The sequence below is a fragment of the Alkalilacustris brevis genome (genome assembly GCF_003350345.1).
GTDB classification, from domain to species: domain Bacteria; phylum Pseudomonadota; class Alphaproteobacteria; order Rhodobacterales; family Rhodobacteraceae; genus Alkalilacustris; species Alkalilacustris brevis.
Map to the genome: position 1 here is coordinate 117,889 of NZ_QNVJ01000064.1, position 24,150 is coordinate 142,038.

Here is a 24,150-nt window from a genome sequence, read left to right on the forward strand (position 1 = left end):
ACCGCCGGCGCAGGCTTGCGGCGCGCCGGCGCCCTACATCGCCAACCAGTAATAGAGCGGCAGCCCGAGCGTGATGTTGAATGGAAACGTCACGCCCAGCGCCAGCGTCAGGTAGACCCCCGATTCCGCATTCGGCAGCGCAAGCTGCATCGCCGCGGGCACCGCGATATAGGAGGCCGAGGCCGCCAGCACCAGAAACAGGAACAGCCCGCCCCCCGTCAGCCCGATTAATGACCCCAGGCCCAGCGCCACACCGGCCCCCGCAAGCGGCATCACCACCCCGAAGGCGAAAACACCGGGCGACAGCATGTGCCGGTTGACCAGCAGGCTGCGCCCGGCCGAGATCCCCATATCCAGCAGGAACAGGCACAACACCCCGGTGAACAAGTTGACGATGAACGGCTCGACCATCGCCATGCCCTGGCCGCTGGTGGTCAGTCCGATGGCGAAAGCTCCCAGCAGAAGCAGAACCGACCCGTTGGCCAGCAACTCGCGCCAGAAGCCCGCCGGGCGCGCCACATCGCTGCTGCCCCAGCGCGCCAGCCACAGCGCCGAAAGGATCGCGGGCACCTCCATCGCGGCGGCCACGGCGATCATGTAGCCCTCATAGGCGATGCCGGCGAGTTCCAGAATGCTGGTCGCGGTCACGAAAGTCACGATCGAGATCGACCCGTAATGCCCGGCGATCGCTGCCGCGTTCACCGTGTCGAGCCGTGTCATCCCCCGCAGAAGGGCGAAAGCCACGAAAGGCAACAGGAACGACAGCACCACCCCGGCCCCGAGCGTGACAAAGAGATCCTGGCGCACCCCGTGTTCGGCGACGCTGGCACCGCCCTTGAAGCCGATCGACAGCAGAAGATAGAGCGACATGAACTTCGCCGCCCCTGCCGGTATCGACAGGTCGCTGCGGATGAACGCCGCCGTCAGCCCCAGAACGAAGAACAGGATCGTTGGCACCAGAAGGTTATCGGCGAGTGTGTTCAGGATCGTTTGCATCATGGCTCCCATTGATTGGTTCGGCGCCACATGCCGTGTCTCGCCCCATATTCCCAATACTTGTTTTCTTGTGCTTCCATAGTTATAGACTATGGATATGCGGCCGACCCTGCGACAGCTTGAATATATCGTCACCGTGGCCCGGCTGGGCCGGTTCGGGCTTGCGGCCGAGGCGCTCAATGTCAGCCAGCCGAGCCTTTCGGCCCAGATCGCCGAGGCCGAGGCCGAACTTCGTGTGCGCCTCTTTCAGCGCAGCCGCGCAGGGGTCACGCCCACCGCAATGGGCAGCGAAGTGATCCGCCGCGCGCAACGCATCCTGCGCGAGGTCGAAGACCTGCGGGCGATCACCCGTGGCGACACCCCCTTCGGCGGGCGCCTCAGGCTGGGTGTTCTGCCCTCGATCGGCCCCTACCTGCTGCCGCGCATGGTAAGCCGCATCCACGAGGCGCACCCCGATCTTCGGCTGGTCGTGCGCGAGGAAAGCACCCAGAACCTTGAACAGGGGCTGAAATCCGGTCGGCTCGACATGATCATCTCAACCCCCGAGGATCACCCCAACACCCGCCAGGACCATCTGTTTACCGAAACACTCTGGGTTGCGGTTGCCCGCGACGACCCCCTTGCATCCGAAAGCGGGCCGGTCGGCGCGGCGCAACTGAAAGATCGGGTATTCCTGACGCTGGACCGCGGGCACAGGCTGTCGCGGATCGTCTATGCGCTTTCCTCGCAATGCGGCGGAACGGTTTCGGATGAATACGAAGGCACCAGCCTCGACTCGATCCGGCTGATGGCGGCCTCGGGCGCCGGCATCGCGATCCTGCCCGAACTCTATGCCCGCCAGCAGGCCGCGGTGGGCGCCGAAGTCGCCATTCGTCCGCTGCAAGTCTCGCATTCGACTCGCGACATCGCGCTGATTCAGCTGTTTCAGGATATTGCCGCGGCAGGCACCTCGCTGATTGCACGGGCGCTGCGGGACGAGGCCGCATCACGCGGCCTCATCACCGGGGCAAGCCCGTAAACTGCAGGGGCATGACCGCATGACGGCCCACACAAACGGAAACGAGGCACACAAGCGGCCGCCGACAAGAATTGAATGACGTCGGCACAGCCGCTTGTCACAACGATCTCTGCAGAACGGTTCTCTTCACCACCCTGGTTTTCCACCCTGCCGGAAACCCGAGGCTGCTTGCCGCCACAAGACCGCAGCCACCGCCCGGCGACAACCTTGAAGCCTGCCAGCGACGCCTTTCCATTGGAGGTTGTCAGACTGCACCACGGCCAATACAACTTGGCCAAGGTTCCGCGCGAACTGCCGACGGGGTGCCAGTTACGCCGCTTCAGGCAGACGGATACCGCAAGAATGCGGGCCGCCAAGCCATCGGTCTGCGCGCTGAAAATTTCATCAAGGGACAGAGGACGCCCCAGATCATGAAAATTCGCAAAGCCGTATTTCCCGTTGCCGGGCTGGGCACGCGCTTTTTGCCGGCCACCAAGGCGATGCCCAAGGAATTGCTGCCGATCATTGACAAGCCCATCATTCAATATGCCGTGGAAGAGGCCATCGCGGCCGGTATCACCGAACTGGTCTTCGTCACCGGCCGCACCAAGCGCGCGATCGAAGATCACTTCGACGCCAACCCCGAACTTGAGCGCGCGCTGCGTGACAAGGGCAAGAACGATGTCGCCGAAATGGTGCGCAAGATCGTGCCGGAGGGGATAACATGTATCTTCCTGCGCCAGCCCGAAGCCCTGGGCCTGGGGCACGCCGTATTATGCGCCGAGTCTGTCGTGGGGCGCGAACCCTTCGCCGTGCTCCTGGCCGATGACGTGATGCGTGGCGATCTGCCTACCGCGGCACTGGTGGCCGAATACGCGAAAGCCCCCGGAACCATCCTGAGTGTCATGGAAGTGGCCCCCCAGGACGCACAGAATTACGGCATCGTGCGTCCGGGCCCCAATGGCGAGGTGGCCGGGCTGGTGGAGAAACCCAAACCCGGCCGCGAGCCTTCGTGCCTGGCCTCGATCGGGCGCTATGTGCTGGAGCCGGAAATCTTCGACATCCTGCGCGCGCAGCCGCCCGGCCATGGAGGGGAAATCCAGCTTGCCGATGCGATCAACAGCCGCGCGACGGCGGGAAATGTGCGCGCTGTAACCCTGACAGGCCAGCGCTATGATTGCGGCTCGAAGCTGGGGTATCTGGAGGCCATCGTCGATTTCGCCCTGCAGCATGATGAGTTCGGCGACCCGTTCGCCAAACTCATCGCACGGAAGGCACCCTGTTCTGGGGCCGAGGGCAAAGCCTGAGCATCGGCCAGCCCGCCGCGACGACGCATATCGGCATCAGCTGCGTGCCTGAACCGGCAACGACAGCATCAGCGCCACGAGGTCGGCCTGGCGGTGCGTGCCAGTTTTGCCGAAGATGTTGCGCATGTGGAAGGCCGTGGTCGTGGGCGACACATCAAGCTCGGACGAAACCTCGTCGGGGCGCAACCCCACCGCCAGATGCCGTGCGACACGCGCCTCGGTGGGCGTAAGGCCGAACATCTCCTTGAGCGCGGTCGCGGCCAGTGGCCTGCGGCGGGACGGGTCGGTAAGATAGACCAGCACCGCAGGCGCCTCTTCGGCGTATCCCGGAGCGGCCGGGCAGGAGAACAGCAAGGCAAGGCAGGTTTTCTGCCCCTCACAGTTCAGCATGACCGACTGCACCTCTTCGCGCCCTTCCTGCGCCGCCAACAGCAGGCCGCGAACCGGCTCGGCCAGGGTCGCTTCGGCCTTCGTGCCTTGCGGCAACAGCTCCTCGGCGGTCGAGTTTGCATGAATCAGGGACCCCGCGGAATCATAGGCCAGCACCCCGACCGAAAGATGGTCGAGCATATGCCGCCCGATACGCGCCACCGGCGCAGTTTGCTGCCGCGCGCGCGTGCTTTGACGCAGACGCGCCTCGATCGTCGAAAGCAGCAGGTCGTAGTCGATCGGCTTTATCAGGTAATCGTCGGCCCCCGCGCGTTTGCCCCGCACCACCGCCTCGGGCATGGACAGGGCCGAAAGAAACACCAGCGGCACATGCGCCAGATGCGGAAACTCGCGCCGGAAGCGGGCCAGAACGCCGTAACCATCAAGCCCCGGCATCATGATGTCACAAAGAATCAGATCCGGACGCAAGGTCGCCATGGCGGCGACAGCTTCGCTGCCGTCGGCCGCCTCGCAAACGCGATATCCGGCCTCGCGCAATTCTTCGGCAATGTCGCGCCGAAGGCTGGGTTCGTCTTCGCAGCACAGGATGAGCGGAGCGCGTGTTTCCTCGTTCATTCATTTTCCTCCCGTAACGCAGCGCGCGGCAGCCAGAGCGTGAAGACCGATCCTTTGCCAACCCAGGTCTCCATGGTGACATCTCCGCCCTGCAAGCGCGCAAGATCATGTGCAAGCGCCAGGCCCAGTCCTGTTCCGGTGCCGGTCTCGCTCCCCTGACCACGGTAATACCGTTCAAACACGCGTGGCTGATCTTCGGGGGCTATGCCGGCACCGCGATCCGTCACGGCAAGAGCGACCCGGTTGCCCTGCGCAAAGATGCGAAGCTCGACCGGGCTGTCTGCGGCGCTGTATTTCAGCGCGTTCGACAACAGGTTGCCCAGAACATGCCCGACCAGAAGCGCATCACAGTCGGCGGCAAGCCCCGCTTCGCCCTCGGAAAGCGCGATCCGGCGGTCGGGGTGGCGCGCGCGCATCTCGTCAATGGCCTGCTGCGCCAGCGACCGCACGGGCTGGGCAACGGTATCGGCAACAAGCTGCCCGTTATCAAGCCGTCCGGCCAGCAATGCGGCATCGACCAGCCGGGTCAGCCGCCCCACGGCGTCGCGCACCACCGCCTGCCGCTCGGCGATGTCGGCGGCGGTCACGGCCTTGCCCTTGCGGGCGAGCCGGTGCATGGCGCTGTCGATCAGGGTAAGCGGTGTGCGCATCTGGTGCGACACCATCGCCGCGAAATCCCGATACCAGGCCGAAGTGCCCCGCTCCTTCTCAAGCAGGGCGTGCAGGCGTTCGGCGCGCAGGGCCACCAGTTCGGCACGGTGCAGTTCGCGCTGATTGCGCAACAGGACCCACGACATGGCCAGCGCCCCGAGCAACGCGAATGCCACCGCAACGATTACCATGCGTTGCACCGCGCGATAATCGTCCAGGCGTTCCGATGCAGCGATCCACTCGGTGGTCATCACCTCGTTGGCGATGCGGTTGAGCAGGGGCTGCATGTCGACCCCCGCGCGGTAAAGGGCGGCGTGCTGTTCCGGCCCGTGGCCATGCATCTGGGGGTCGAGCGCCCGCATCCGGCTGGACATTTCGGCAATCTCGTCGGCATAGCCCAGCTTCTGCATATAGCGCTGCTGCGGCCCCTGCTGCAGCAGGTTCAGCCGTGCAAGCGTCATGTCGTAGCGGTGATCGACCGCCGCTTCGGTCTGGTCCGACGCGGCGGCCGCGGCCGTAAGCGACAGCGATTCCATCTGTGTCTGCGTCACGACCCAGAGCATGTTCTCGGTCGCCGCGATGCGCATGTCACGCTCGAGCGCCGAGGTCTGTGCAAGCGCGAATGCCAGCGGCCCGAGGCAGACCAGCAGAAGTGGCAGAAATGGCCCGTAAAGCGACAAGCGTGCCGGCCGGTCGGGCACGATGGGCATATCCGCGCTACTCATCGGACGTCCAGCGCCTGCAATTGCCAGACCCAGCGCATGTCATAACGGATGTCATCCAGTTCGAGATGCGCATCGCGCGGATAAACGATCCATATCGGCCCCTTGTCGCGGGGGCTTAGCCGGGCGCCGTCCATCGACAGCGCACCGAGCACATCGAAACGTTCGAAATCTGCTATCGGAATTGCAATCTGGTATCCGTTGAGGGCCAGCGCCTCCACACTGTCCCCCGTGGCCCCGACCGCCGCCATCAGATCACGCATCAGAAAGCCCTCGAACTCTCGCACCCCGTCGGTAACACTGGTCGAAGTCTGCAAACTGTGTTGTTCGAAAGCTTCGAGTTCGGCACGGGTGAACCGAGCCGACTCTCCCTCGATCCTGCCGGTAATGGAAAGGATCACGCCCTCGGCCAGCGCGGGGCGCTCAGGGCAGAAAAGTGCAACCGCGAACCCGGTCATGGCCCCGGCGATCCTGCTGCGATTCATGGTGAACTCCCCGGTTTTGAATGTCACGCCTGACTTGTAACAAGAAAAACCAGAAACTTCTCAAATGTTCCAGCGTTTGCATCAGCCCGGTGCATTTACGGAACGCGTCGCGGCGCGGGACCGCACATGCCGCAGACGCGGTGTTTTTCAAGCAGGGAGAAAACAGCATATTCAGAAGCGCCGCGCTGCGCTCGGCAGAGCAGGGCGGAATCGATGCCTCCGATCCAGTGGGCCCCGCGGACCAGGGACACGCCCCGAACCGCCGGTTCACGGCGATCGGAATCATCAGGTGACATGCTACACGCTTGCCACTGCCCCCGCCCGGTTTCAGGCGCGGCGCACCGTTTGCCCGCTTTCACTGCCAAGGGGCCGGCGCGCGCCGCGGCCGTCATAGGTTTGCAAGCTTTGCCCCCCAGCCCTTGCGTCGGCCAGCACCGCCAGCGCCGCGCGTATGCCTCCCATGACCGCAGATGTCAGGGCCGTGTTTCGCTCGGCCAGCGCGCGCAACCGGCTGACTTCGGGCGCGGGGAGCGGGAAGGCCGCCAGTGTATCGGCGAGCCTTTCCTTGCGGGCCGCAATTCGGGACAGATCGGCGAACCGCCCGTCGCGCAGCGCCGCCGCTTCGTCGAGCAGAAGCTGCCTGATCGCATCAACTGGGCTTGGCGGCTCACTCCGGGGCATGGTCGCGTTCCCCCAGGGCGCGAAACAGGGCCTCACTCAGGCCGATCCCCCCGCGCTGAACCAGTGCTTCGGCATGGGTCGCGACAAGGAAGGAGGAGAAATGCTCCTCTCCCGCGCCGCCGCCAAAAGATTCGCGGGCAGCCCCGAACCCCGCACTTTGCAGCATCACCGAAAGGAAGCTGGCCTCAAGCGCCGCAGCGGCGGCACGGCGCGCGGGGGCATCCCCCCCGCCGTGATGATCGCCCGATTCCGGCAGCGCCGGGTGCGCCCTGGCAGTGCGCGCCATCGGCGCGTTGAAGGAAAGTATCTGCTCAGCCATCCGCATACCTCCAATTGAACGCATTTTTCCGAAGTCTGCGCCGGCAAGGTAAAGAAGCAGTAAGGAAACGGCGCCAAGGATGGGGCAGAACCGGCAGAACGCGTGGTGAAATGCCCGACCTTGTTCCAACGACCCCTTCAGGCGCCCCTCCCACGATGCGCGGCAACCGTGGGGAGCCGCCCGCCGATGGGGAACACGCCCCGTTCGTGCGGATCCTGGACGCACCGGACGACGATGCGGGCGCGCCCCGCGCCCCGGCCATCGGCGGCACGACCGATGCAATGCGGCCCGCCGACAGTGCGCCCTCGCTGCCAGCCTGGGCAGGCGCGGCACGGGGCACAGTGGAAGCAGGTGCTGCACTGCCCGCCCGCCAGAACCCTGCCCCGCGGCCTGGCAGCGCCATCATGGAAACCGATTCGGCAAACTCCCCGGTTGCACGCAATACGCGGCCCATCGGACAGGCGGGGCTAACTGCGCTGGCTGAGGGCGCCGGCCTTCCGCCCCCTTCCGCGCGCGATACCGCCGCCACGGCAGACCCCCTGTCACGACGCGACGGGGCAACATCCCGTCCGGGCAAGATGGCGGAGCAACCGCTCTCCCCTCGCAGCGGCGACGGCCCTCGCTCAACGCGGGAGACGGGCGCGGCGGCCGAGGCTGCGCAATCAGGGTCTGCCGGGCGGGTAGCCCCCCCCATTGGAGGCAACGGGCACATGCCACTGCCCCGGCAGGCGGCGCGGCCAGACGCGGCGCCCCGCGGGCCCAAGGCCGCAGCCCCGCAGGCCGCCGCGCTGCAGGCAAGCCCGGATAGCGCGGCAGCGGCCTCTCTCACCCGATCCGATCCTGCAGCACCCACGCGTGCAGACCGGGCGAAACACGCGCGGGGGCCGGCACCGCACACCCCCATCGCCGGCAAGGCACCTGCGTCCCACTTGCCTGCGGGCAACGCGGAAGGCAGCACGCATACCGGAAAATCTGCAAACGGCCAGACCGGCATGGCCGCCTTTGCCCAACCGCCACCCTCTGCCGCCCGGACATCGTCGCCCATGGCGCCAGGGGGCGCAAATGCCGGCAGCAACCACACCGGCAAAATGCCACCGGACGAAACGATCACAGCCAATGCACGAGGCGGGCAGTGGCGCCTTGCGCCCGAAGCAGGCGCGCCACAGGCCCGGTTGTCGCCGATCGCGCTGCCCCCCATGTCAGAGGATGCGCCAACTCCTACCGGGCAGCAGCCGCGTCTTCTCCCATCCGAGGCCCTGGCCGCCGCGTTTGCCGACACCCCGCGCAGTGTCGAACCGGTTTCGCCCCCCCCAACTTCCCCCGTGCCGCAGCCTTCGCCTGATCCGGGCCGAGCCGCGGCGCTACAGATCGCCGCGGCCGCCGGAAACCTGCATGGCGGCGGCCTGGAAATCACCCTCTCGCCCGAAGAGCTCGGGCGTGTGCGCCTGACCATGAGCGGCACCGAAGGCGCATTGAGCATCACCATTCTGGCAGAGCGTGGCGAAACGCTCGACCTGCTGCGCCGAAATATCGAGCTTCTGGCCCAGGAGTTGCGCGACATGGGGTTCAGCAGCCTCAGTTTCAACTTTGGGCAGGGGCATCATGGCGCAGCCGATGACACCGCCCCGCCCGACCACGAACAGGGCGGCCAGCCTGCCGACCCCGTCCGGCCAGCCGAAACTCGGCACACCCTCGCGCACGAGGCCGGGCTGGACCTCAGGCTATGAAAGGAGAGTTTTCATGGACATCACCGCACTCGCCCCTGCTGCGCAGCAAGGCGGCCTGTCACGCAACACCGCCGCGCTGAACTCCGATTTCGACACATTCCTGAAGATGCTGACGACCCAGATGCAGCACCAGGATCCGTTCAACCCGATGGAGGCGACGGATTTTGCCGTGCAGCTGGCCACCTTTTCATCGGTCGAGCAGCAGGCGCGCACCAACACACTGCTCGAGGGGCTGGCAGCACAGGCCGGAGTGGCCGACCTGGCCGGGGTGATCGGCCTTTCGGTGCGCGCACCGGTTGCCGGGCTGTATGCCGGTGATCCGCTGGATGTGGTGTTCGCGCCAGCCCGCGCCGCTGACCATAACGAACTGGTCGTGCGCAACGCGATGGGGCGGGTGGTCGACACGGTCGCCCTGCCTGCCGATGCAACGCAATACAGTTGGCCGGGGCTGGGCGAAGACGGGATGCCATTGCCCTTTGGCGCCTACAGCTTCGAACTGGTCAGCTATGCGGGCGATGACATCCTGTCGAGCAGCCCGGCCGAGACCTACGCGCAGGTGGTCGAGGCACGGCGCGACCCGTCAGGCACGGTGCTGGTGCTTGCCGGCGGCGCCGAGATCGCCACCGAAGATGTGCGTGCGCTGCGCCGCCCGTCCCCGTAAGCGCAGCACCCGCGCGTCTTCCGTTCAGCCCTCGCGCGGCAAAACGCGCAGGCCAAGCTCGCGCAGCTGCTCGTTTGTGGGCTCGCTGGGGGCGCCCAGCAGCAGATCCTCGGCGCGCTGAGTCATCGGGAACATGATGACCTCGCGGATGTTCACCTCATCGGCCAGCAGCATCACAATCCGGTCGATGCCCGCCGCGCAACCGCCGTGGGGCGGCGCACCATAGCGGAAAGCCTTCACCATGCCACCGAAGCGCTTTTCGACTTCGTCATGCGGATAGCCGGCGATCTCGAAGGCCTTGAACATGATCTCGGGGCGGTGGTTGCGGATAGCGCCGGAAAGGATCTCGTATCCGTTGCAGGTCAGATCGTACTGATAGCCCAGCACCTTGAGCGGATCGCCCTCCAGCGCCTCCATCCCGCCCTGCGGCATCGAGAAGGGGTTGTGCGAAAAGTCGATGGCGCCGGTCTCGGCGTCTTTCTCATACATCGGGAAATCGACGATCCAGGCAAAGGCGAAGCGGTCTTCATCGGTCAGCTTCAACTCGCGCCCGATCTCGGTACGGGCCTTGGCAGCGACGGCCTCGAAGCTTTCGGGCTTGCCGCCAAGGAAGAAGGCCGCATCACCCGCCTTGAGGCCAAGCTGCTGGCGGATCGCCTCGGTCCGCTCGGGACCGATATTCTTGGCAATTGGGCCGGCGCCGACGGTTTCGCCGCCTTCCTCCCGCCAGAAGATATACCCCATCCCCGGCAGACCCTCTTTCTGGGCAAAGGCGTTCATCCGGTCGCAGAAGGCGCGGCTGCCGCCCGTGGGCGCGGGAATGGCGCGGATTTCGGTGCCTTCATTCTCAAGCAGCTTGGCAAAGATGCCAAAGCCAGAGCCGCGGAAATGCTCGCTCACCACCTGCATCTCGATCGGGTTGCGCAGGTCGGGCTTGTCGGTGCCGTATTTCAGCAAGGCCTCGGCAAAGGGGATGCGCGGCCAGTCGGCATCGACGCGGCGGCCGCCGCCGAATTCCTCGAACACACCCTGGATTACCGGCTGGATGGCGGCAAAGACATCCTCCTGCTCGACAAAGCTCATCTCCACGTCAAGCTGATAGAAATCGGTGGGCGAGCGGTCGGCGCGGGGGTCTTCGTCGCGAAAACAGGGCGCTATCTGGAAATACTTGTCAAACCCCGACACCATGATCAGCTGCTTGAACTGCTGCGGCGCCTGCGGCAGCGCATAGAACTTGCCCGGATGCAGCCGCGAGGGCACCAGGAAATCGCGCGCGCCCTCGGGGCTGGAGGCGGTGATGATCGGCGTCTGGAATTCGTTAAACTCGGCCGCCCACATCCGCTGGCGGAAGCTGCGCACCACGTTCGAGCGCAGCACCATGTTATTATGCAACCCCTCGCGCCGCAGATCGAGGAAACGATAGGTCAGGCGGGTATCCTCGGGATAGTCCGGCTCGCCGAACACGGGCAGCGGCAGCTCTTCGGCCGGGCCGAGGACAGTGATGTCACGGACATAGACCTCGATCTCGCCGGTGGGCAGCTTGGCATTGACCAGGTCGGCATCGCGGGCCTTCACCTCACCGTCGATGCGGATCACCCATTCGGCACGCACCTTTTCGACCTGGGCAAAGACCGGGCTGTCCGGGTCGGCCAGCACCTGGGTGATGCCGTAATGATCGCGCAGGTCGATAAAGAGGATCCCGCCATGATCGCGCACCCGATGGACCCAGCCCGACAGGCGCACGGCCTGACCAACATGGGATTTGTCGAGTTCCGCGCAGGTATGGCTGCGATAGACGTGCATGGCGCTTTCCCCTGAGACGGCAGTTTGCGGTTCGCGCCGATACACCTTCTGGAGCGCGGGAAGTCAAGCCCGCGCGCGGCGGCAGCCGCAATCCGGATGGGTTTGCGCAGAAAGCGATTTCGGGTAATCTCACGTTTACGCGAGTTCTTGCCACCGGGGCGGACGGCCCCGGTGGTGCCTTGTCGCAGGGGGATAGCCCATGTGGGACAAGCTTCTGGATTACATGCTGGGCAGATTCGTGCGTACGGGCACGCTAATCCTGCACATGCCCGATGGGACCGTGCTGCATCACGGCGACGGGTCGCCGCCCGAGGTCGCTGTGCGCCTGCACGACGAAGGCCTGCCACGCAGGCTGGTCAGCAATGTCGAGCTGGTCGTGGGCGAGGCCTATATGGACGGCACCCTGACCATCGACGACGACGATCTTCACGCGCTGATCGAACTGGCCCTGCGCAACATGGTTTCAGGCCATGGCGCACCCTGGCAGCGGACGCTGGTCGCCGCACGCAACTGGCTGCGCATCGCCGCGCAATTCAACCCCATCCACCGCGCGCGGCGCAACGTGGCGCATCATTACGATCTGTCGGGCGACCTTTACGATCTGTTTCTCGATGCCGACCGGCAGTATTCCTGCGCCTATTTCCGCAACCCCGACGACACGCTCGAGGCCGCCCAGGCGCATAAGAAGGCCCATATCGCCACCAAGCTGATGCTGGAGCCGGACATGCGCGTGCTCGATATCGGCTGCGGCTGGGGGGGCATGGCGCTGACGCTGGCGCGCGACCATGGCGTCAAGGTGCTGGGCATCACGCTTTCGCAGGAGCAGCTTTCGCGGGCCCGCGAAAGGGCGCACGAGGCCGGGCTGGAAGACAGGGTGGAGTTTCGCCTGACCGATTACCGCAGCCTCCTGGGGCAATTCGACCGCATCGTTTCGGTGGGTATGTTCGAACATGTGGGCGTGCCGCATTACCGCACCTACTTCCGCAAGCTGCGCACATTGCTCAGCGATGACGGCGTTGCCCTGATTCATACCATCGGGCGCAACATGCCGCCGGGCAGCGCCAACCCCTGGCTGAACAAATACATCTTTCCCGGCGGCTACACCCCGGCGATGTCAGAAGTGCTGAAAGCCATCGAAAAGGAAAACCTCTGGGCCACCGATATCGAAATCTGGCGGCTGCACTATGCCCGGACGCTGCATCACTGGCAGCAACGTTTCGAGGCCAATATCGACGAAGTGCGCGCGCTTTACGATGAACGATTCTGCCGGATGTGGCGCTTCTATCTGGTCGGTTGCGAACAGGCCTTCCGTTTTGGGCGCCAGTGCGTCTATCAGTTCCAGCTTGCAAAGCAGATCGACGCGGTGCCGCTGACACGCGATTACATTTACGCCGCGCCCACCAGCCAGATGTCGCAAGCCGCCGCCGAGTAGGCCCCGCATTCCCGCGCCACCATCCGCCCTGTGCCCGCCCTGGTCTGGCAAGGACAGGGCTTGCGCCTGCGCTGGCCTTGGATATAACCCCGCCAATTTGCGCGAAGGGGACTGCCATGCCGAAGCGAACCGATATCTCCTCTATCCTGATCATCGGCGCCGGGCCCATCATCATCGGGCAGGCATGCGAGTTCGACTATTCCGGCGCCCAGGCCTGCAAGGCGCTGCGCGAGGAAGGGTATCGGGTGATCCTGGTCAACTCGAACCCGGCCACGATCATGACCGATCCGGGGCTGGCCGACGCCACCTATATCGAACCCATCACTCCCGAAACCGTCGCCCGCATCATCGAGAAAGAGCGCCCCGACGCGCTGCTGCCCACCATGGGCGGGCAGACCGGGCTGAACACCGCGCTGGCGCTGGCCGACATGGGCGTGTTGGAAAAGTACAAGGTAGAGCTGATCGGCGCCAATCGCGAAGCCATCGAAATGGCCGAAGACCGAAAGCTGTTTCGCGAAGCGATGGACCGCATTGGCCTGGAAAACCCACGCGCCACCATCGTTTCCGCGCCAAAGCGTGCAGATGGGAAATTTGATATCGCCACCGGGGTGGCCCGCGCGATGGACGCCATCGAAGTGGTCGGCCTGCCCGCCATCATCCGTCCGGCCTACACCCTGGGCGGAACCGGCGGCGGCGTGGCCTATAACCGCGACGATTACGAACGCATCTGCCGCGCGGGCCTCGATGCCTCGCCGGTGGCGCAGATCCTGGTCGACGAATCCCTTCTGGGCTGGAAGGAATTCGAAATGGAGGTCGTGCGCGACCGTGCCGACAACGCGATCATCATCTGCTCGATCGAGAACGTCGATCCGATGGGGGTGCATACGGGCGATTCGATCACCGTGGCGCCAGCCCTCACGCTGACCGACAAGGAATACCAGATGATGCGCTCGGCCTCGATCGCCGTGCTGCGCGAGATCGGGGTAGAGACCGGTGGCTCGAACGTGCAATGGGCGGTCGATCCGGATACCGGGCGCATGGTGGTGATCGAGATGAACCCGCGGGTTTCGCGCTCGTCGGCGCTGGCCTCCAAGGCCACGGGCTTTCCCATCGCCAAGATCGCCGCAAAACTGGCCGTGGGCTATACGCTCGACGAGCTGGACAACGACATCACCAAGGTCACGCCGGCCAGCTTCGAGCCGACCATCGACTATGTCGTCACCAAGATCCCGCGTTTCGCGTTTGAGAAATTCCCCGGCTCCAAGCCCGAGTTGACCACCGCCATGAAATCGGTGGGCGAGGCCATGTCGATTGGCCGCACCATCCATGAATCGCTGCAAAAGGCGCTCGCCTCGATGGAAACGGGGCTTGATGGCTTCGACGAGATCGCGATCGAGGGCGCGCCCGAGAAATCGGCGGTGATCAAGGCCCTGTCGGCGCGCACTCCCGACCGGATGCGGCTGATCGCCCAGGCCATGCGACACGGCCTCACGGATGACGAGATTCAGGCCGCCACGGCCTATGATCCCTGGTTCATCGCCCGTATCCGCGAAATCGTCGAGACTGAGGAAACCGTGCGCAAGAACGGCCTGCCGCTGGATGAACAGGGGCTGCGCGCGCTCAAGATGATGGGTTTCACCGACGCGCGGCTTGCCACGCTGACCGGCCGCGACGAGGCGCAGATCCGCCGGGCGCGGCGCAATCTGGGGGTTCACCCGGTATTCAAACGCATCGACACCTGTGCCGCCGAGTTCGAGGCGCAGACCCCTTACATGTATTCCACCTATGAGCACCCGGTGCTTGGCGATGCCGAATGCGAGGCCCGCCCCAGCAACCGCAAGAAGGTGGTGATCCTCGGCGGTGGCCCCAACCGGATCGGCCAGGGGATCGAGTTCGATTATTGCTGCTGTCACGCCTGTTTCTCGCTGACCGAGGCGGGCTACGAGACGATCATGGTCAACTGCAACCCCGAGACGGTCTCAACTGACTACGACACGTCCGACAGGCTGTATTTCGAGCCGCTGACGCTGGAGCATGTGCTGGAAATCCTGGCGGTGGAGCAATCGAACGGCACGCTACATGGTGTTATCGTGCAATTCGGCGGGCAGACGCCGCTGAAACTCGCCCGCGCGCTTGAGGCCGAGGGCATCCCGATCCTGGGCACCACCCCCGACGCTATCGACCTGGCCGAGGATCGCGAGCGTTTTCAGGCCCTGCTCGGCAGGCTGGGGCTCAAGCAGCCGGTCAACGGCATCGCCCATTCCCAGGCCGAAGCCTTCCGTATCGCCGCCGATGTGGGCTACCCGCTGGTGATCCGCCCGTCCTATGTGCTGGGCGGCCGCGCGATGGAGATCGTGCGCGACGATGCCCATCTTGAGCGCTACATCAACGAGGCGGTGGTGGTCTCCGGCACCTCGCCCGTGCTGCTTGACAGCTACCTCTCGGGCGCCATCGAGGTCGATGTCGATGCGCTGTGCGACGGCACGGATGTGCATGTGGCCGGGGTGATGCAGCATATCGAGGAGGCCGGCGTGCACTCGGGCGACAGCGCCTGTTCGCTGCCGCCCTATTCGCTGGACGCCGCCACCGTGGCCGAGCTGAAGGTCCAGACCCGCGCGATGGCGCTGGGGCTCAATGTGGTGGGGCTGATGAACGTGCAGTTCGCCATCAAGGACGGCGAAATCTACGTGCTGGAGGTCAATCCGCGCGCCTCGCGCACCGTGCCTTTCGTGGCCAAGGCGGTGAATTCGCCCATCGCCTCGATCGCCGCGCGGCTGATGGCGGGCGAAAAGCTTTCGCAGTTCGAGCTGCGCCCGGCCGAGACGCCCTATTTCTCGGTCAAGGAGGCCGTGCTGCCCTTTGCCCGCTTCCCCGGTGTCGATACCCTGCTTGGCCCCGAGATGCGCTCCACCGGCGAGGTGATGGGCCGCGACACTTCCTTCCCGCGCGCCTTCCTCAAGGCGCAGCTTGGCGCGGGCGTGAACCTGCCGCATGAGGGCCGGGTGTTCATCTCGATCCGCGATACCGACAAGACCGCGCAGATGGTCGAAACCGCACAAATCCTGTGCGAGCTTGGCCTGACCATCGTCGCCACACGCGGCACGGCGGCCTTCCTGCAAAAGGCCGGTGTGGAGTGCGAGACAGTCAACAAGGTCTACGAGGGGCGGCCCAACATCGTCGATCAGCTCAAGAATGGTGATATCGCGCTGGTGATGAACACCACCGAGGGCGCGCAGGCGGTCGAGGACAGCCGCGACATCCGCTCGGTCGCGCTTTATGAAAAGATCCCCTATTTCACCACCGCCGCTGCCAGCCACGCCGCAGCACAGGCCATGCAAGCCCGGCGCGAGGGGGAATTTTCCGTGATCGCCCTGCAAGAGGTCTGATCCGCCTGCCACGCGGGGCACGCCTTGTGGTATCATGCGAGGATGCACGCCGTTCCGACTGCCCTGTGCCGCGACTGCCTTGAGGTGACACGCCCTGCGCGACGTTGCTCGGCCTGCGGCTCGCCGCGCGTGCTGGCGCATCCCGAGCTGTTTTCGCTGCGCATCGCCCACATGGATTGCGATGCCTTCTATGCCAGTGTCGAAAAGCGCGACGCGCCCGAGTTGCGCGACCGCCCCGTCATCGTGGGCGGCGGGCGGCGCGGGGTGGTTTCGACCGCCTGCTATATCGCGCGCATCGATGGCGTGCGCTCGGCGATGCCGATGTTTCAGGCGCTCAGGCTCTGCCCCGAGGCCGTGGTAATAAAGCCCCGGCCAGCCGCCTATGCGACCGCCTCGGCCGAGATCCGCGCGATGATGGAGGCCCTCACCCCCGCGATCGAGCCGCTTTCGCTGGACGAGGCGTTTCTAGACCTTTCAGGAACCGAAAGACTGCACGGCGCGCCCCCGGCGCTGCTTATGGCGCGGCTGGCCCGCCGGATAGAGCAGGAGTTGGGACTGACCATCTCCATCGGACTGGCGCATAACAAGTTTCTGGCCAAGATCGCCTCTGACATGAACAAGCCGCGCGGGTTCTCGGTCATCGGTCAGGCCGAGACACAGGCGTTCTTGCTTGACAAACCGGTGAGCATCATCTGGGGCGTCGGGGCGGCCACCCAGGCCAGCCTGCAAGAGGCGGGCATTCACCGAATCTCCGACCTGCGACGCTGGGACAGCGCCGCGCTTCAGGCGCGTTTCGGGCAGGCGGGCGCACGGCTGTGGCAACTGGCGCAGGGCGAAGACAGGCGGCGCGTCGCCCGCGATGCACCGGTAAAGTCAATCTCGAACGAAACCACCTTCCATGAGGATACCGCCGATCCCGACCTCCTCGATGGCCATATCTGGCGACTTTCCGAAAAAGTGGCCGACCGCGCCAAGGCCACGGGCCGCGCAGGGCGGGTGGTGACGCTCAAGCTCAAACATGCCAGCCACCGGCTGATCACCCGCCGCAGCAGCCTGCGCGAGCCCACGCAACTGGCCGAAACGCTCTATCGCAGCGCGCGCGGGCTGCTCAGCCAAAGCGGGCAAAGCGGGCCTTTCCGGCTGATCGGCGTCGGGTTGAGCGACCTCGGTGCCGCCGAAGGCGCCGACCTGACGGTTGACCTGCTAGACCCGAACGCCGCCCGCCGCGCCAGGGCCGAGCGCGCGACCGACGCGATCCGCGCGCGTTTCGGCCCGGATGCGATCATCAAGGGCCGGGCGCTGCGGTAGCACGCCCCTATTCGGCGGCCAGCGTTTGCTCGCCAGCCTGTTCCTGCCCGGCAATCGCCGCGATCACGCCGTTCATTAGCTGCTGGAACTGCGTGAAATCGGCGCGCGGGTGCACGTTGCGTTCATCCATGTAAAGCGCGCGGTCAATCTCGATCTGGACGACATGCACCCCCCGCAACGGGCGGCCGTAATGCTCGGCCACGAAGACACCGGCGAAGGGCGCGTTGCGGGCCACGCGCAGCCCTGCGGCGCCAAGCGCGGCCTCGACCCGCGCGACCACCTCCCCTGAGGCTGAAGCCCCGTGCCGGTCGCCCAGCACCACGTCGGGGCACTTGCCCGCCCCGCGCGCCGCCCCCTGAATCGCGTCATGGGGCATCGAGTGCCAGTCAATCACGACCGCTTCGCCGAAACGGGCAAGGTGATCGTCGATCAGCCCGCGAAGACAGGCATGATAGGGATCCCAGACCTGACGCAAACGCCTCTCGGCCTCGGACAGGGGCAGCTTGCCGCGATAGATCGCACGCCCGTTCGAGACCACGCGCGGAATCACCCCCAGCCCCGAGGCCACGCGCAGATTGGGAAGCGGGATGCGAACCCCCTCGATCAGGGCCGGGTCCAGTTCGTCACGGCCGCGATTGAGATCGACATATGCCCGCGGCACCCGCGCCGCCAGCAACGGCACCCCGTATTTCGGCGCCGTGCCAACCAGCTGGTCGACAAAGGCATCTTCGGAGGAACGCATCGCCAGCGGGCCAAGCACCGCGCGCTCCAGAAACTCGGGGGCATAATCGCTGCCGCTATGAGGCGACGCAAAGATCAGGCTTGAACTGCGGCATTCGGGAAGGTGCAGATGATACGGGGGCTGATGCATTCGGGTTTCCTTGTCTACCCTGTTTATAGTGTGTTTCCTTCATCTTCCAAAAGCCCTTGAAGCCTGCGGCGACTCCTTTTATAGACCCCTGCAGCCGACACGGCTTTGCCGGGTTCACGCCTCTTCGTGATCCGCGCATACCCGTCGTCAGGGGCGCGTAGCTCAGCGGTAGAGCACTACGTTGACATCGTAGGGGTCACTGGTTCGATCCCAGTCGTGCCCACCATTCACCGCCGCCGGACGCTCCGGGGGCATCGGATTTCAGGGGCGCACGCGCGCCGCAGAGATGGAGAAGGCCATGAAGGTCCGCAACTCGCTCCGCTCGCTCAAGCAGCGCCATCGCGACTGCCAGATCGTGCGCCGCAAGGGCCGCGTCTATGTGATCAACAAGACGCAGCGCAAGTTCAAAGCCCGCCAGGGCTGAAGCCGTAACAAGACAAATGGCAGCGGGTCGCCGGATACATTCCGGCGGCCCGTTTCGTGCTGCGCATCAGGGCAGGTCGTCGCGACAGCACAGCGCGCCCGGTATCAGAGAAAATCCTCTTCCGCACCGGTGACATCGACACCCATCGCCTCGAGCCCTGCTTCCAGGTTTTCTGCCAGGTGAGGCATTCCCATCAGGTAATCGACGGTGGGTGTCGTGGCCTCGGACTGCGCGGTTGCCAGGGCATCGGCGAAATCCTCAGGCTCGAATGCACCGCGCCCAATCCAGGCCAGCGCGACAAGGCTGGTCTTTTCTTCCTCGTTCAGCGCATCGATGAATGCGCGCACCTCAGCAGCGCCCCAATCCCCTTCACGCGCCTGAAAGATGATATGGACGACCTTGTTGGGGCTGATCTCAAGCATGGCGGCCTCCCGTAACCTACCGCATCAGTGTCACCCCGACACAGATTCCTTGCAAGCCTTTCCGCAGGAATCCGCCACCCGGTCACATATATGCAGGTCTCAGCCGCGCGGGGAAAAGATGCGGTAATACAACCAGTCGGGCAGAAACTGGGACAGCCGGAAAAAGAGCGCGAAAAGCAGCGGGAAGCTGCGCTTGAAGGCATCGGTGTTCATGTGTTCGAAAATCCGCATCGCGGCGTCTTCCGGCTCCATCAGGAAGGGCATCGCGAAATCGTTCTTCGCGGTCAGCCTTGTCCGGACGAAGCCGGGATTGGCCAGTTGCACCATGATGCCACTACCGCGCAGGTCCGCATGCATGGATTCCGCCAGGTGCATCAGCCCCGCCTTGGAAGAACTGTAACCGATCGAGCCGGGCAGCCCCCGGAACCCGGAAAGCGACCCGACCAGCACGATATGCCCCGCGCCGCGCTCCAACAGGCCCGGCATCGCCGCACCTATCACCCGCACCGCGCCGGTAAAGTTGACATCCGCCATGACCTCGGCCTGCTCTGCGTTCCAGTCCTGCGCCGAAAATGGCCAGTAGGTGCCCGCAAGATAGATCAGCCCGTCGATTTCCCCCACGCGCTCCACCGCAGCCTGAACCGATTTGGCGTCGCGCACATCGACCGGCAGGCAGCTTGTCTTGCCGGGCAGATCCTGAGCCAGGCTTTGCAGGCGTTCCTCGTTGCGGGCGCTCAGAATCAGTTCGATCCCGGCACGGCTCATCACATCGGCAAGGGCGCGGCCCAGCCCCTCGCTTGCCCCAACCAGCCAGTAGCGTTTGCCTTGCCAGTCTCTCACGATTCCTTCTTCCTCACCGTCGCCACAAGTTCCGCAACCCTTATCCCGTATTTGCGAAACTGGCTACGATTGACCACGGTTTCGTTCGCGGCAAGATACATCCAGTCAGTCGTGTCGAGTACATGCCCCCCCGCGCTTTCGGGCAGCCGGATTCGGTATTGCAACCGCATCGCACTGCCCTGTTGCTGGCCGGTGCCGGTACCCACGATATCGTCGGCCTCGGCACTGAGGTTGCCGTCATTGCCCAGGGTCAGGCGCCACTCGCGCTGTTGTGTCGCACCGCTGTCATAGCGAAAATCCTCGGTCAGAACGCCGCGGTTGCCTTCCCAGCGCCCCTCCATGTCGGCCACGAATCGCGACACGACACGGCCGGTCGGGCCATAGATCACGCCTTCGCATAGCAGCGGGCCGGAAAGATGCTTGCGCAGGTCGAACTGCGGGCCGGTGCCGGCATAATCAGCCGGCTTCTGCGCAGCGAAACCAACAAGGCGAGATGCCAGCATCATCGCCGCCAGCGCCAGCAAAGCGCCAGTCAGGATCAGCAGGAGATTATCCACGTCCTATTCCTCGTTCATGCGAAGGGTTGCGAAAAGCGCGATTGCCACAAGCTTGAGCACACAAGGCACCAGCGCGTAGAGAAAACCGAGCGTCGCCAGCGCAGGCTCGGGGTTGTCGGCGCCGGCGCGAAAGCCCGAAGCCTCTAGCAGCGGCAAAAGCGTGATCGCCGCCAGCGCCAGTGTCGCCTTTGTCACGAAAGCCCAGAGCCCGAAGCCCAGCGCCTCGGCCTGGCCCAGTGCCGCCATGCGTCGGGCAAAGAGTGCGGGCAACAGCGTCAGGTCCGCCCCCACCGCCGCGCCTGATACCAGGCAGATCACCGCGAAAGCCAGCAGGTCGCCCGCGCCCAGCGTCGCGGCAAAGCCGAAGGAAACCACCGCCAGGACCATAGCGCCGAGAAGCACGGGCCGGATGCCCCAACGCTGCCCCGCCCGCGCCCAGATAGGCGCCGACCCTGCCGCCGCCAGAAAGAAGAGCAACAGGAACGCCCCCTCCCAACCGGGGGCTTGCAGGCGGCTTTCGACAAAGAACAGAAACAATGTCGAGGTCACGGCAACCGGCGCGGCATTGACCAGCGCCACCAGCAAGAGCCGGCGCGCCACGTCATCGGCCAGCACCGTGCCAAAGCCCTGCCAGCCAGTTGTTCCCGGCGCGGCCGGTGCGCCCCCCCATTCGCGCCGCATCGCCCAGACGGCGACAGCGGCGATCATGGCAAACAGCGCCGCAAAGATCGCAAAGGGGTCGTCGCTGAGCAGAGCCAGCACCGAAGGCGCCACCGCTGCCAGACACACGCCCAGAAGCGCGCCGGTCTCGCGCCAGCTTGCCAGCCGCAGGTGCCCGCCCGTGCCCAGCACGCCCGCTTTGACCACACCTTGGGCATAAAAGCTGATGGTCAGAAAGCTGAAGGCGCTGAACAGCACCAGCAGCGAGCCTGCGAACCACCACAGCGGCGCCACCGGCGGCGTGACCGCAAACAGCGCCAGCATCGACAGCGCCATCAGTGCCGTCGCCCCGGCCACCGCCGCCGCGCGATGCCGTCGGGTCGCCTGCGCCAGCCAGCCCAGCAGCGGATCTTGCACGAAATCCACAAGCCGCAGCACAAACAGCGCCGTACCAAGTGCCGCGAGGCTGACACCGTGATTATCGACATAGAACTTCGGCGCGTGAATATAGATCGGCAGCCCCGCTACCGCGAGCAGCCCGGCAAAGAGCGCATATCCCGGAAGGCCAGCTACCCGAGTCGCAGGCCGGGTGCGCGCGGCGGTGCTGGGGGCCAAGGGCGCCGCGGCCATCATCGCGACACGTCCTGCGCGGGCGGCGCGGGGCGATGGTGAAACCGCGCGCCCTTCCACCACAGCTTGAACGCCTGCCAGTGGATCAGCCCCAGCACGCGGCGCGACCCGAAGGGGCGGCGCAACATCGCGCCGATCAGGCCGAGGCTGGTGGCCGGGCGGCGCGGGCCACTCAGCGTGGCCAGCAGCCGCCTTTCGCCGGCGCGGTAGTCGATGCGGATCACCACCTGCCCCGGCCGGATGTCGAAGCGGAAGTCATAGCTGCCCTCGACCCCCTGGAAGGGCGAGACGTGAAACACCTTGGCCGCATGCAGCACCTCGTCGCCCCCGATCGGGCGCAGGTCGTCATGGTGGCACAAGTAGGAGTGGCGGTCGCCATAGGTGTTCGTCACCTCGGCGATGACCACGCGCAGCGTGCCCTGCCGGTCGTGGCATAACCAGAAACTGACCGGGTTGAACACATGCCCCAGCACCCTGGGTTGCGCCAGCAGCAGGATCTGCCCGTCTGCGGCGCCAAGACCCTGCGCGGCCAGAACCTCGCGCACCCAGGCCGCGCCCCGCCCCTGCCCCGGCGGGCCGCCGTGGTCGCAATCATGCAGCGCCACCAGCCCCGCGCGGTTGCGCCGGAACAGCCAGGGCGCGCGCAGCGGCGCCTCGGGGTCAAGCAGCAGGTAGTCGACGCCATAGCTGAAGGCGTTTTCCACTGCCGCGCCCCTGCGCCCGTGAAAGGTGCGCCCGGCGATATGTTCCAACCGGTTGCTCACGCGGCCACCCTTTGCAGTGCGCGGCGGGCCTCCAACCCTTCGGCAACGGCCACCGCGCTGGCAAAGCCGTCTTCGTGAAAGCCGTTGCGCATCCAGGCGCCGCAGAACCAGGTGTTCGCTGTGCCGTTCATCTCGACGATGGCCTCCTGCGCCTGCAAGGCAGCCAGATCATAGACCGGATGGCGGAAGGTGGTGGTGTCATAGATCAGCTCTTCGCGGATCGCGCGGGTGGTGTTGAGCGTGACGAAATGCGGATCATCCTGCGGGATCGGCTGGAGCGAATTCATCCAGTAGGTCAGGTCGATCCCGGAAGAACGCTTTTCCGCCTCTTCGGAATAGATCCAGCTTGACCAGACCTTGTGCCGGCGCGGCATCAGCGAAGGATCGGCATGGAGCACGGCCTCGTTGGGCTGGTAGCGCACCGCGCCCAGCGCGGCGGCCTCCAGCGGCGAGGCATCGGCAAGCATGGCCAGCGTGTCATCGGCATGGGTGGCGAAGACCACCTCGTCGAAGCCCTCCCAGTCGCCGCCCACGGGGCGCAGCATGATCGGCGCGCGCCCCGTTCCACCCGCGCGGCGCACCCCGGCAATCGGGCTGCCGGTGCGGATATCCACCCCCTGGCGGCGCAGCGCGGCCTCGAGTCTGCGCACATATTCAATGGAACCACCCTTCACCGTGTACCACTGGTGCTGGCCCGAGTATCCCATCAGCGCGTGATTGCGGAAAAACCGCACCAGTGCCCCGGCGGGGAAATCCAACACATCCTGCGTCGGCGTCGACCAGATCGCCCCTGACAGCGGCAGCAGGTAACGGTCGCGAAACCACTCGCCCGTCCGAAGCACCGCCAGCAGCTCGCGAATGGTCATGCTCGGGTCGCGCTCGGCCATGGCGGCGCGGGCGTTGAAACGGAAGATGTCGCGCAGCATTCCCAGGTATTTCGGGTTGGCCAGGTTGCGCCGCTGGGCGAACACAGTGTCCAGGCTGGTCAGGCTGTATTCGAACCGCCCACCGCCAAAGGACGCGCCGAAGCTCATGTTGCTGGGCACGGTGGGCACGCCGAGATTGTCGAATAGCCGGGTGAGATGCGGATAGGTCGCGTGATTGAAGACGATGAAACCGGTATCAACGGGCTGATCGCCCCGTTTGCCAGCCATCACCGTGCGGGCATGGCCGCCCAGGCGCCGCTCGGCCTCGAACAGCACGACATCGCTGTTGCCCGCCAGAAGATAAGCGGCGGAAAGGCCGGAAATTCCCGCGCCGATGACCGCGATGCGTGGCCGCGCGGCGCTGGCTGTCTCGAATGGCATTCAGCCGTCTCCCGTAATGAACTTGTGTCAAAAGGTTCTACGCCGTTGTACCCCCGATGGATCATCTGAAAACTGATCCACCCCGGGCGCATTACCGTAACAATGTCATGACCAGCGCCTGCCAGATCGCAAACAAACCGGATGCATCGCCCGTCCCGCCCCTGTATGCAAGGGTGTATGGAAACGTGCGATCCG

23 protein-coding genes and 1 tRNA gene are annotated in these 24,150 nt (G+C 65.3%); 10 read left to right on the forward strand and 14 right to left on the reverse strand.

What is annotated here, in order from left to right; genetic code table 11:
• Positions 1-33: 33 nt before the first annotated feature.
• The gene (locus DQ229_RS10085) at positions 34-996 is read right to left on the reverse strand and encodes a sodium-dependent bicarbonate transport family permease (RefSeq protein ID WP_114966317.1); all 963 of its coding nucleotides are present in this window, start codon (positions 994-996) and stop codon (positions 34-36) included.
• A gap of 97 nt (positions 997-1,093) precedes the next feature.
• On the opposite strand from DQ229_RS10085, the gene DQ229_RS10090 reads away from it, so the two are divergent.
• Both DQ229_RS10090 and galU read left to right on the forward strand, forming a co-directional pair.
• Positions 1,094-2,014, forward strand: coding sequence for a hydrogen peroxide-inducible genes activator (locus tag DQ229_RS10090; protein ID WP_114966318.1), 921 nt, complete (start codon positions 1,094-1,096; stop codon positions 2,012-2,014).
• A gap of 410 nt (positions 2,015-2,424) precedes the next feature.
• On the forward strand, positions 2,425-3,300 hold the full coding sequence (gene galU, locus DQ229_RS10095; RefSeq protein ID WP_202909552.1) for a UTP--glucose-1-phosphate uridylyltransferase GalU: 876 nt from the start codon (positions 2,425-2,427) through the stop codon (positions 3,298-3,300).
• 36 nt (positions 3,301-3,336) lie between these two features.
• On the opposite strand, the gene DQ229_RS10100 is transcribed toward galU, so the two are convergent.
• Genes DQ229_RS10100 through DQ229_RS10110 form a run of 3 tightly spaced genes read right to left on the reverse strand, consistent with a single transcriptional unit; the run spans position 3,337 to position 6,163 of the window.
• Positions 3,337-4,305: a response regulator gene (locus DQ229_RS10100; protein ID WP_114966141.1), complete on the reverse strand. Its 969-nt coding sequence runs from the start codon at positions 4,303-4,305 to the stop codon at positions 3,337-3,339.
• Entirely contained in the window at positions 4,302-5,681 is a 1,380-nt protein-coding gene (locus DQ229_RS10105) for a sensor histidine kinase (protein ID WP_114966142.1), read from the reverse strand. Before DQ229_RS10105 ends, DQ229_RS10100 begins: the two co-directional genes overlap by 4 nt.
• The gene (locus tag DQ229_RS10110) at positions 5,678-6,163 is read right to left on the reverse strand and encodes a putative pterin-binding protein (protein ID WP_114966143.1); all 486 of its coding nucleotides are present in this window, start codon (positions 6,161-6,163) and stop codon (positions 5,678-5,680) included. Before DQ229_RS10110 ends, DQ229_RS10105 begins: the two co-directional genes overlap by 4 nt.
• 20 nt (positions 6,164-6,183) lie before the next feature.
• Here DQ229_RS10110 and DQ229_RS16510 point away from each other — a divergent pair, with 20 nt between their 5' ends.
• Complete coding sequence (locus tag DQ229_RS16510; RefSeq protein WP_162300826.1) at positions 6,184-6,456, forward strand: hypothetical protein; 273 nt, start codon at positions 6,184-6,186, stop codon at positions 6,454-6,456.
• Positions 6,457-6,490: 34 nt separating this feature from the next.
• On the opposite strand, the gene DQ229_RS10115 is transcribed toward DQ229_RS16510, so the two are convergent.
• On the reverse strand, positions 6,491-6,844 hold the full coding sequence (locus DQ229_RS10115; RefSeq protein ID WP_114966144.1) for a hypothetical protein: 354 nt from the start codon (positions 6,842-6,844) through the stop codon (positions 6,491-6,493).
• Positions 6,831-7,163: a rod-binding protein gene (locus tag DQ229_RS10120; protein WP_238381026.1), complete on the reverse strand. Its 333-nt coding sequence runs from the start codon at positions 7,161-7,163 to the stop codon at positions 6,831-6,833. Before DQ229_RS10120 ends, DQ229_RS10115 begins: the two co-directional genes overlap by 14 nt.
• Before the next feature lie 1,322 nt (positions 7,164-8,485).
• Here DQ229_RS10120 and fliK point away from each other — a divergent pair.
• Together fliK and DQ229_RS10130 are read left to right on the forward strand one after the other, a co-directional pair.
• Positions 8,486-8,890 (forward strand): flagellar hook-length control protein FliK, encoded by a 405-nt coding sequence (gene fliK, locus DQ229_RS16515; protein ID WP_162300827.1) that lies wholly within the window; start codon positions 8,486-8,488, stop codon positions 8,888-8,890.
• 13 nt (positions 8,891-8,903) lie between these two features.
• Entirely contained in the window at positions 8,904-9,551 is a 648-nt protein-coding gene (locus DQ229_RS10130) for a flagellar hook capping FlgD N-terminal domain-containing protein (protein WP_162300828.1), read from the forward strand.
• 24 nt (positions 9,552-9,575) lie between these two features.
• Here DQ229_RS10130 and aspS read toward each other — a convergent pair whose 3' ends face one another.
• Positions 9,576-11,354, reverse strand: coding sequence for an aspartate--tRNA ligase (aspS, locus tag DQ229_RS10135; protein ID WP_114966147.1), 1,779 nt, complete (start codon positions 11,352-11,354; stop codon positions 9,576-9,578).
• A 199-nt stretch (positions 11,355-11,553) separates the two neighbouring features.
• Between aspS and DQ229_RS10140 the strand changes: the two genes are divergently transcribed.
• The 3 genes from DQ229_RS10140 to DQ229_RS10150 all read left to right on the forward strand — a co-directional run bounded on the left by DQ229_RS10140 (position 11,554) and on the right by DQ229_RS10150 (position 17,480).
• On the forward strand, positions 11,554-12,786 hold the full coding sequence (locus DQ229_RS10140; RefSeq protein WP_114966148.1) for an SAM-dependent methyltransferase: 1,233 nt from the start codon (positions 11,554-11,556) through the stop codon (positions 12,784-12,786).
• Positions 12,787-12,902: 116 nt separating this feature from the next.
• Positions 12,903-16,172, forward strand: a complete 3,270-nt coding sequence (gene carB, locus DQ229_RS10145; protein ID WP_114966149.1) for a carbamoyl-phosphate synthase large subunit — start codon at positions 12,903-12,905, stop codon at positions 16,170-16,172.
• Between the two features lie 42 nt (positions 16,173-16,214).
• Entirely contained in the window at positions 16,215-17,480 is a 1,266-nt protein-coding gene (locus tag DQ229_RS10150; protein WP_114966150.1) for a DNA polymerase IV, read from the forward strand.
• A 7-nt stretch (positions 17,481-17,487) separates the two neighbouring features.
• On the opposite strand, the gene DQ229_RS10155 is transcribed toward DQ229_RS10150, so the two are convergent.
• Complete coding sequence (locus DQ229_RS10155) at positions 17,488-18,351, reverse strand: N-formylglutamate amidohydrolase (RefSeq protein WP_114966151.1); 864 nt, start codon at positions 18,349-18,351, stop codon at positions 17,488-17,490.
• A 151-nt stretch (positions 18,352-18,502) separates the two neighbouring features.
• Here DQ229_RS10155 and DQ229_RS10160 point away from each other — a divergent pair.
• Positions 18,503-18,577 (forward strand) — tRNA-Val (locus tag DQ229_RS10160).
• 72 nt (positions 18,578-18,649) lie between these two features.
• Entirely contained in the window at positions 18,650-18,775 is a 126-nt protein-coding gene (ykgO, locus tag DQ229_RS10165) for a type B 50S ribosomal protein L36 (protein ID WP_114966321.1), read from the forward strand.
• A 104-nt stretch (positions 18,776-18,879) separates the two neighbouring features.
• On the opposite strand, the gene DQ229_RS10170 is transcribed toward ykgO, so the two are convergent.
• The 6 genes from DQ229_RS10170 to DQ229_RS10195 form a co-directional block, all read right to left on the reverse strand.
• Positions 18,880-19,197 (reverse strand): DUF3775 domain-containing protein, encoded by a 318-nt coding sequence (locus DQ229_RS10170; protein WP_114966152.1) that lies wholly within the window; start codon positions 19,195-19,197, stop codon positions 18,880-18,882.
• A 99-nt stretch (positions 19,198-19,296) separates the two neighbouring features.
• Positions 19,297-20,037: an SDR family NAD(P)-dependent oxidoreductase gene (locus DQ229_RS10175; RefSeq protein ID WP_114966153.1), complete on the reverse strand. Its 741-nt coding sequence runs from the start codon at positions 20,035-20,037 to the stop codon at positions 19,297-19,299.
• Positions 20,034-20,543: a DUF3833 domain-containing protein gene (locus tag DQ229_RS10180; RefSeq protein ID WP_114966322.1), complete on the reverse strand. Its 510-nt coding sequence runs from the start codon at positions 20,541-20,543 to the stop codon at positions 20,034-20,036. The genes DQ229_RS10175 and DQ229_RS10180 overlap by 4 nt, the downstream gene beginning before the upstream one ends.
• Before the next feature lie 54 nt (positions 20,544-20,597).
• Positions 20,598-21,884, reverse strand: a complete 1,287-nt coding sequence (locus DQ229_RS10185; RefSeq protein WP_114966323.1) for an MFS transporter — start codon at positions 21,882-21,884, stop codon at positions 20,598-20,600.
• A complete protein-coding gene (locus DQ229_RS10190) occupies positions 21,884-22,648 on the reverse strand; it encodes a DUF1365 domain-containing protein (protein ID WP_114966154.1) in 765 nt (254 codons plus the stop codon). Before DQ229_RS10190 ends, DQ229_RS10185 begins: the two co-directional genes overlap by 1 nt.
• A complete protein-coding gene (locus DQ229_RS10195; RefSeq protein WP_114966155.1) occupies positions 22,645-23,955 on the reverse strand; it encodes an NAD(P)/FAD-dependent oxidoreductase in 1,311 nt (436 codons plus the stop codon). The genes DQ229_RS10190 and DQ229_RS10195 overlap by 4 nt, the downstream gene beginning before the upstream one ends.
• Positions 23,956-24,150: the final 195 nt, after the last annotated feature.